Raw genomic sequence first — 8,601 nt, 5'->3', positions numbered from 1 at the left:
AATTCAATAAACGACTGCCCGAATTCAATCAACGACTGCCCGAATTCAATCAACGCCTACCCGAATTCAATATAGGAACTTAGCAAATTTGCTTTTATTAAACACGAAAGCGATGGCTTTGCCAACGCCTGCCGTAGGATGCTCGAAGGGCTGTAGGGCGAACGCAAGAGTTGAACTGATATAGCTGTAGTCACTAATGCTAGGACAGTGTTGAGCGCTCAAAGCCTTGACAAAACAGGGTTTTTACTCATAAGTCAGCACTTTGCTATACAAAGCGTAGACGCTTCTTCGGCGAGTCAAGAGACATCGCCTAAAAGTGTATGAAGAACAAGAGCGCGATTGTAGTAATACCAATTCTGTATGAAGCGCCAAACTATATGAGGAACGAACCGCAAAGGGCGCAAAGGAGAGGCAGCGCGGTCTTGGGGGTTTCCCCCATGAGCGACTGCCGTCACAAAGAAGAAAGAAAATTTGGCGCAGCCTTACAAAGAAATGGTATAAGCGATGCTTACGGCAACCCCTCCGGACAACGCCAAAACTGACGAATTATTTGAGCGATGCCTTTGGCAACCCCAGAGCGTGTACGGAATTGTTAATTTTTGCTTGATTGCGTAGACGCTGACTTGGCGAGTCAAGAGACATGGCCTATTGTGTAGGAAGAATCAGTGTGATTAAAGCAAGCGATCGCCTCCTCACTCATCCACTCATCCACCCTAGTACCGCAAGGCGGAATTCACTCATTCAAAATTCAAACAGGTATACAGTGTAAGCGTTTCGTTGATTTGGAATGGTGAGGCAGTCCGGTCTTGGGGGTTCCCCCCATGAGGAACTGCCGAACCCGAAGGGCTGGTTTATTTACGCCGTGTTGTACTAGTGACATCTCACCTGTAAGTCTACAAAATCATTAAAACAGAGAAGGTCAAAACTCCCACGAAATTGTGCCCTGCACCGTGAACGGCTCACCAGGATAAACACGCAAAAGGTCACGAGCAGACTCAAAATAATCCACATCAAACAAATTTCTGAAATTGACCTGTGGGCGGAGCTGTCCTTGTTTATAAAAAATGGCAGCATCAGTACGAAAATAGCTCGGGAGTTCAAAGGAATTCTCTAAATCTGCTTGGCGATCGCCTACATAGAATAATCCCAAACCAAAGCCGAGTCCTTTGAAACTACCAGATTGAATTTCATACTTCGTCCACAAATTGAAACTATTTTTTGGTACATTGTTCAGGTAATTACCTGGTGTGTAAGTCTCGTCTTCGGTGATTTTGGCATCCGTGTAAGCATAACCTGCAATCACATTCAAACCGGGTAAGATTTCACCCCCAATGTTGAATTCGATACCTCGGCTGCGCTGCTCACCTGTTTGAATCGAAAAATCTTGATTAATTGGGTCTTCAGTCAAGACATTGGAGCGAGTCAGATCATAGAAAGCAAGTGTTGTAGAAATTCTCTGATTCAAATCTGCCTTAACCCCGACTTCATACTGCGTGGAACGTTCTGGTTCAAAGGTGCTGCCATCAAAGCTACGTCCAATCGCTGGGGTAAACGAGCGACTGTAGCTAGCATAGAGTGAAATTGGCTCTATGGGTTGGTAGACAATACCGAAACGAGGGCTAAACGCATCTCCTGACTGGCTGCTTTCGGTGTTTGCGACCAAATCTCCATCTGTCTGTTTAAAGGCATCAAACCGTACACCCAACAGCAACTTCAGATTCTCACTCAGCGCGATCTGATCTTGGACATAAATACCAAGTGCCTCTGTTAGAGAAGAATTATTTGGAGTACTGGTAGTTTCACCAATGGATTGGTCATAGACTGGGTTAAACAGGTCAATGGGTGCTGCATTAGCATTCCTAAATAAAGATTCATAAGAGAATCTACTCAGGTCAAATCCAAACAACAACTGATGCTGAATGGAGCCAGTTGAGAATTTGCCAACGATGTCTGTTAACAGATTGTAAGCCTCGTCATTAAACTCTCCTTGATTAAATTCTCAATTTAGTATTCGGTTCTCCACGAGAGGAGTACCATCACGTAGAAAAGCACTGGTTTCAAAATGATAAAATGTTGCCCGAAAAGCGTTTTTTAATGACCAGTTGTCACTAAATTTGTGTTCTAAGCTATATCCAATTCTACCAATGTCTTCATGAACATAATTGTCATTCTTGTTAGGTCCACTCGTGTTCAGGTTGCGTGGTATTTTCCCATTTGGGTTAGGTAGTACAGTGCCGACGGCTGGTAGGAACAATCGATTGGTGTCTGCACTGATGTACTCTCCTTCCAGAGTTAGCTTTGTTCGCTCACCAATTGCAAAACTCAAAACTGGCGCAATCAGTAGATTTTTATCATGAGCAAAATCGATAAAACTGCCTGCATCTTTATAAGACACATTCAGTCGATACAGCCCTGTTTTGTCATCGTTTAAAGGTCCAGACAGATCCACAGCGCCCCGATAATAGCTGTAACTTCCAACCGTTGCTTCAAGGGCATAGTAAGGAGTTGAGAGGGGCTGCTTGGTAATCAAGTTGATTGTGCCACCGGGACTACCATTACCAAACAGAGCTGAAGCCGGACCCTTGAGGACTTCCACTCGCTCTATATTAGAGAGTTCCAGTGAGCGTGAACCCACAGGATCTGCCAGACCATTCCTGAGAATAGTCCCACTATCAAAGCCCCGAATGGTAAATGAACTTTCTTCGGTATTGCCAGTTGATCCCAATGTTGTAATCACACCCGGAACATTTCTTAAAGCATCGTTCAAGCGGGTGACTTGTTGATCACGGAGTACCTGTTGGGGTACAACTTGAATTGATTGTGGGATGTCGCGCAAGGGTGTATCGGTTTTGGTTGCAGTGGTCGCATCTGGTAGATTGTATCCATCTTGTTCCCCTGTTACCACCAACTCAATTGGCTGATCACTTTCTGCCGATGGTTGCTGTGGCTGGGTTTGGTTTGTTGCCTGCTCTACTTGAGGTGTTGGTTGTGTTTGGGGTGGCTGCTGTGCAGTAGATGCAGCAGTTGTCAACCCGAAGATCAGACCTTCATCACTGTCAAATAACTCGACTGTTGGTAAGCTTGCCTCACCTATGACTGTCACTCGGATAGTATTGGCATCAAAATTATTGACTATTATTTCACTAATTCCCGCAAGTGGTTTATCAGAACGGAATGTAAATGCCTCACCTGAAGGTAAGCGCAGCTGGGCATTGGGAATATCAGCAATAAAACTATTACCAGCAGTGCGATTAGTAACTTGTAATTGTTCCCCTTTGCTAGTTTGTAGAATCACCTCTACACCTTTATCAGTGGGATTTGCCTTCACTTGCGTCACTTGCACAACTTCACTTGGAGGTGTTGCTTGTGGGGTTGACGATTGAGAAAACAACCCACTAACATTGGTGGCTGGGCGTTCCATTTCGCTCAGTGACTTAATTTTTGTAATTACTGTTTGCGAATTTTGTTTCACTTCTGCCCGTACAGATTCTGCCATAAACATTGGCAGAAAACTGATCGCCAACCATAGCCAAATAATAGACGACAACTGCTGACTTCTCACAATAATACCCCACACTCCAGTAACCAAAACCCTTTTTGTTGAGAAGGTTTCTGAATAAACTCGAAATGTAGATTACAGGAATTGGATGAGTCGCGTCTACCCCAATACAGAACTAATCATCGTCAAACAGACTTTTCACCCAACAAACACTGACTCGGAGAGATACCAAATTTACGTTTAAAAGCAACACTAAAGTGTGTGGGATTGGAGTAACCAGTCATAATTGCCACTTCTAGGACTGTGCGATTTCCTTCTCTGAGCCAGCGTTTTGCTCGCTCCATGCGTTTATCTGTCAAGTAACCAAATACGGTAGTACCAAAGAGTCGCTGAAAACCACGTTGAAGGGTGCGATCGCTTACTCCCACAAGTTGTGCTAATTCTAATAATGATGGTGGATTAGCTAGGCAAGAGAGTAAAATTTCTCTTGCTTGGTATATACGCTCAACAGTTCCAGCTCTAAATCGCGGTTGTGGTTGCAGTCCACCTTGTTCAGCTAAGAAGGGGGCAAGTTGCAACGATATCAACTCTAGCACCTTCGCCTGTAAATACAAACGCTTCGTCATCCCGTGGTAGGGACAGTTGACTATTTGCTGTGCCACTGTCTGTATTGCTGTTGTAGTTTTTGGGTAGAGCAATGTCTGCCACTCGTTACCTTTTACCAAAAAACGTAGTTGCGGTGGAATTTCTCCGTCCCCTATAGGAAAAAAGGTTGCTAACAACTCAACAGGCATACACAAGCCAATACCCACCTGTGCTTGAGAAGCCAAAAAAGTCATATTTCGTTGAATGCCGCCACCTGAAATGAGTGTGTATCCTTCTCCTAATTGCCCTCCAAATTCATCTATAGTTGTTCCTGAAATATTAACAGCAAATTCCAAAGGGTGAACGCATTCACAGCCTGGTTCTAGTATGTCATCGTAGTATTCGTAGTTACAAATCCCCAGCCACACTTGGGGATGCACTTCTATGCTTCGGCTATATCCTTTGCCTAGTTGCTTGGGTATTTGAGAATAAGATTCAAATGGCTCTGAGGAGTTTTGCTGGCTATTTTGTTTAGCTTCTGCCCAAAGGTCTCTTTCCTGTTCCGGCGTTAGGGTAATGGTCATGGTTAATGATAATAATAAAATTTATCATTAATTATATGTTAGTCTGGCCTTAGTAGAGCTTACCGAGCTACGCGTAGCATCTCGTAGAGAAAGTATCGCTTATAGCAGTTTTCAGTCACCACACAAGCCACGCGTAGGCGTAGCCAGCCGTAGGCATCGCTCAAATTTTTTCGTAACTCATTCTTAAATAGCTGGCGATCGCGTAGCGTCTCCAAAGGAGAATCGCACCTGCACATATCCTAGTTAGTACTCCAAAAAGGCGACGCCGATAGCGAAGCGTTAGCGAGTCTTCGAGCGTCATAGCCCGTCGAAGACATCGCACCCGACATACCCTTAGTTATGGATCTGGCTGCTCAGGTTCCGGTTGTTGTGATGGATAAGTCGCAATTGCAACATACGCTTCATCTCAAGGATAGAAGCGTAAGATACCCACGGTGTTTGCTCAAAACTGCCAGGTAATTGTGCCCTGGATTGTCAGGGGATCGCCAGGTATAATCCGATTTACGTTTTGTGCAGAGACAAAATAATCAGTGTCGAACAAATTCCTGATATTGATCGCAGCTCGGTAATTATCCCGCTTATAATAAATAGCTGCATCTGTACGTACATAACTAGGTAACTCAACCGTGTTGCCTAAGTCGGCTTGCCGATCGCCGTAGTAAAAGGCTCCTACACCGAAACCTAATCCTTTTAAACTGCCGGATTGAATTTCATAAGTTGTCCAAAGGTTGAGCGCATGTCTTGGCACATTATTCAGTTGATTACCTACTAGTAAGTCGTCGTCTTCTGTGATTACTGCATCAGTGTAAGCATAGCCAGCAATGATGTTCCACCCCGGTAATATTTCGCCAGAAATATCAAATTCAATCCCACGACTGCGCTGTTCCCCAACTAGAATTGTTAATCGAGGATCGTTTGGATCTGAGATTGGTAGATTTGTGCGAGTCAAATCATAAAATGCCAAGGTTGCAGCTAATCGCTGTGTCAAATCTGCTTTAACCCCAATTTCATACTGCGTTCTTCGCTCTGGTTCCGGTGGAGCTGCACCCAATGTATATAGCCCCTGACTGAATGAACGGCTATAGCTGGCGTAGAGTGAGATCGGTTTAATCGGCTGGTAAACAATGCCAACACGGGGGCTAAAAGCTTCTGCTTGGTTAAAGTCGGTTGTCTGGTTCAATAAATCTTCATACTTTTGATTGGCAATGTCAAAGCGTCCACCCAAAATTACTTTTAAGTTTTCTGCTAGAATAATTTGATCTTGAAGGTAAAAACCTAATTGTTGGATCGTATTTTTGAGAGCAAAATCTGGAAGAGTTGCTTGTGTAGCAGTTCCATACACAGGATTGAAAACATTGAGAGGAGTAGTGCGATTGAAAAGAGCTTCGGCATTAGTGTCAGTTTTATTCAAGTTAAATCCAGCGACTAGCTCATGCTTAATACTACCTGTTGTCAACTTAGCGACCACATAATTGTCTAGATTATAAGCATTTTCATCGTAGTCAAAATCCTCAACGCCTCTATCTATGGTACGCAAATCATCTTGTAATCCGAAAGGAGCGACAATATTTCGTCTCAGGCGAAACAAAGAAGTCTGAAAAACGCTCCGCGCTTGCCAATTTTCACTAAAGCGATGTTCAAAGTTATAACCAATCCGAAATGCACCGTTAGAGGCGTTATTCAAATCAGGCTCACTCAGAAAACGATTACGAGGAATTTTGCCATTGGGGTTAGGCAGTACGCTTCCCTGTGCTGGTATCCCAAAATCATAGGGTCCCTCTGCATCAGAATAGCTTGCTTCTAGGGTCAGCTTTGTTCTGTCACTAATTTGCCAGCTTACAGTAGGTGCAATTAGATATTCCTGTTGATTGTAGAAATCAATAAAGCTTTCGTTCGATCCAACAGAAGCATTCAGGCGATACAACACCGTTTTACTGTCATTCAACGGACCAGATAAATCAATTGCACCGCTATAGGTATTGTAGCTACCAACAGAAGTTTCCATGGAGTAGAAAGGATCGCGTAATGGTTGCTTCGTTACTAAGTTGACTTTACCGCCGAGTCCGCCTTGACCGAATAGAACTGAAGCGGGCCCTTTGAGTACTTCAACCCGCTCAATATTTGAGCCAAACCCGACACTCCCGATTGAACGGTCTTGTACCCCATTGAGTAGAGTGTCTGAAAAAGCATTAAAGCCGCGAATACTGTAGATATTGAGAGGATCGCGAGGGCTTCGACTTCCTACTACAACACCCGACACATTTTTTAACACGTCTGTTAGGCGAGTTGCTTGCTGGTCTTTAATCACCTGTTGCGGTATGACCTGAATCGACTGGGGAATATCACGCAACGGTGTGTTAGTTCGGGTGCCCACACTACTATCAGGTACGCGATAGCCGTCAAGATCACCTGTCACGACTAATTCAATCGGCTCATCACCCTGTGCTGATGGTGTCTGTGTTGGTGTTTCACTTACTGGCTGCTGTTGTTGTGGCTGTTGTGTGGGAGATGTCGCAATTGCAGCAGAAGTTATACCAAAAACTAGACCTGCATCATCATCAAATAACTCAACTGTTGGTATAGCCGCAACACCCACCACCGTCACTCGCACAGTATTTTCATTGATATTTATAACTGTTATTTCAGTAATTCCCGCAGTCGGTTTCTCCGAACGAAATGTAAAAGCATCGCCTGATGGTAAACGCAACTGCCCACCAGATACATCAACGATAAAATTATTACCCGTACTGCGATTTGTAACTTGCAGTTGAGTGACAACAGGTGTCTCTAAAATCACCTCTACGCCTTGGGGAGTGGGATTGGCTTTAACTCCAGTAATCGGTACAACTGAACTTCTTTGAGAAGGAGGGTTATTTGGTACTGGCGACTGTACTAGCATTCTAGCGCTAGTGCTGGGGCGCTCAACTTCACTCAATTGTTGAATTTTTCGAGTCAGCAGTTTTATATTTTCCTGGCTTTGAACTTCCTGCTTCCCAACCGTTGATTTAATTTCTGCCCATCCAGGTTCAATGGCAACAGTACTCAAGCATCCCGATAGACTAACTAAAAACCACAGTCGCACACTAACAAATAACCAGCAACGTTTCATCACAACTCCTGACACCAGCTTGCAGAACTTTGCCCAATTAATCCGCTTTGCAGTCATACCCTTTAATACTTGCCACTTGTAAGAACAGACACGAAAATCTGTTCCCTGCTTGTTGAAGCAGAGTTCTCAGGTAATATGAATCCAGTTTTTCAGACCAAAAATGGATTAGTGCAAATCGTTTCTAATTCAATGAAGCTGAGTATAGAGAATTAATGGCAACTGTGTCTACTCAAAAACCGCATCACGATCCCGAAACCGACTTTTTCCCCATTAAACTTTGACTCGGTGTAATCCCGAATCTGCGTTTAAAAGCAGCTGCAAAGTGTCCCAGGTTAGAATAGCCAATGCGGTTACCAACCTCAGCAATAGTCATGTTTCCCTGACGCAATAACTGCTCTGCCCATTCCATACGTTTTTCTGTCAGGTAGCTAAATGCTGTTTTGCCAAACAGTTCCTGAAATCCACGTTGCAGGGTGCGATCGCTTACTCCCACCAACTGCGATAATTCCAGTATCGATGGCGGATTCTCCAAACGGGAGAGTAAAATTTCCCTGGCATAATGAATCTGGGCGATAGTTTGTGCCTTTAATCGTGGCGGCTGTTGCAGTCTCCCTTGCTCTGCCAAGAGGGGAGTTAATTGCAACCTCATCAGTTCTGGCACTCTTGTCTGCAAAAACATCCGCTTGCTGATTCCTTGATAGGGACAATTAATGATTTGCTGTGCCACACAGTTGATAGCAGCTGTCTTTTTGGGCTGTAGCATTATCTGCCAATCATCACCCTTTGCTAGTAGGCTGAATTGAGAAGGAATTTCGCCGTCCATT

The 8,601-nt window shown here is 44.2% G+C and carries 5 protein-coding genes and 1 pseudogene; all 6 read right to left on the bottom strand.

Annotated elements, in window-relative coordinates:
- Positions 1 to 919: 919 nt before the first annotated feature.
- Positions 920 to 1,969, bottom strand: a pseudogene (locus tag ACFFAP_RS04470) (TonB-dependent siderophore receptor); the annotation flags it as partial.
- A gap of 30 nt (positions 1,970 to 1,999) precedes the next feature.
- Positions 2,000 to 3,547 (bottom strand): TonB-dependent receptor plug domain-containing protein, encoded by a 1,548-nt coding sequence (locus ACFFAP_RS04465; protein WP_375510095.1) that lies wholly within the window; start codon positions 3,545 to 3,547, stop codon positions 2,000 to 2,002.
- Between the two features lie 137 nt (positions 3,548 to 3,684).
- On the bottom strand, positions 3,685 to 4,668 hold the full coding sequence (locus tag ACFFAP_RS04460; RefSeq protein ID WP_375510094.1) for a helix-turn-helix transcriptional regulator: 984 nt from the start codon (positions 4,666 to 4,668) through the stop codon (positions 3,685 to 3,687).
- 59 nt (positions 4,669 to 4,727) lie between these two features.
- A complete protein-coding gene (locus tag ACFFAP_RS04455) occupies positions 4,728 to 4,904 on the bottom strand; it encodes a hypothetical protein (protein ID WP_375510093.1) in 177 nt (58 codons plus the stop codon).
- Between the two features lie 206 nt (positions 4,905 to 5,110).
- Positions 5,111 to 7,834: a TonB-dependent siderophore receptor gene (locus ACFFAP_RS04450; RefSeq protein ID WP_375510092.1), complete on the bottom strand. Its 2,724-nt coding sequence runs from the start codon at positions 7,832 to 7,834 to the stop codon at positions 5,111 to 5,113.
- A 184-nt stretch (positions 7,835 to 8,018) separates the two neighbouring features.
- Positions 8,019 to 8,600: a helix-turn-helix transcriptional regulator gene (locus ACFFAP_RS04445; RefSeq protein WP_375510091.1), complete on the bottom strand. Its 582-nt coding sequence runs from the start codon at positions 8,598 to 8,600 to the stop codon at positions 8,019 to 8,021.
- Between the last annotated feature and the right edge of the window lies 1 nt (position 8,601).

Source organism: uncultured Nostoc sp. (assembly GCF_964245575.1).
In the GTDB taxonomy this organism is placed as follows: domain Bacteria; phylum Cyanobacteriota; class Cyanobacteriia; order Cyanobacteriales; family Nostocaceae; genus Nostoc.
This window is presented reverse-complemented; position numbering and strand designations above follow the sequence as displayed.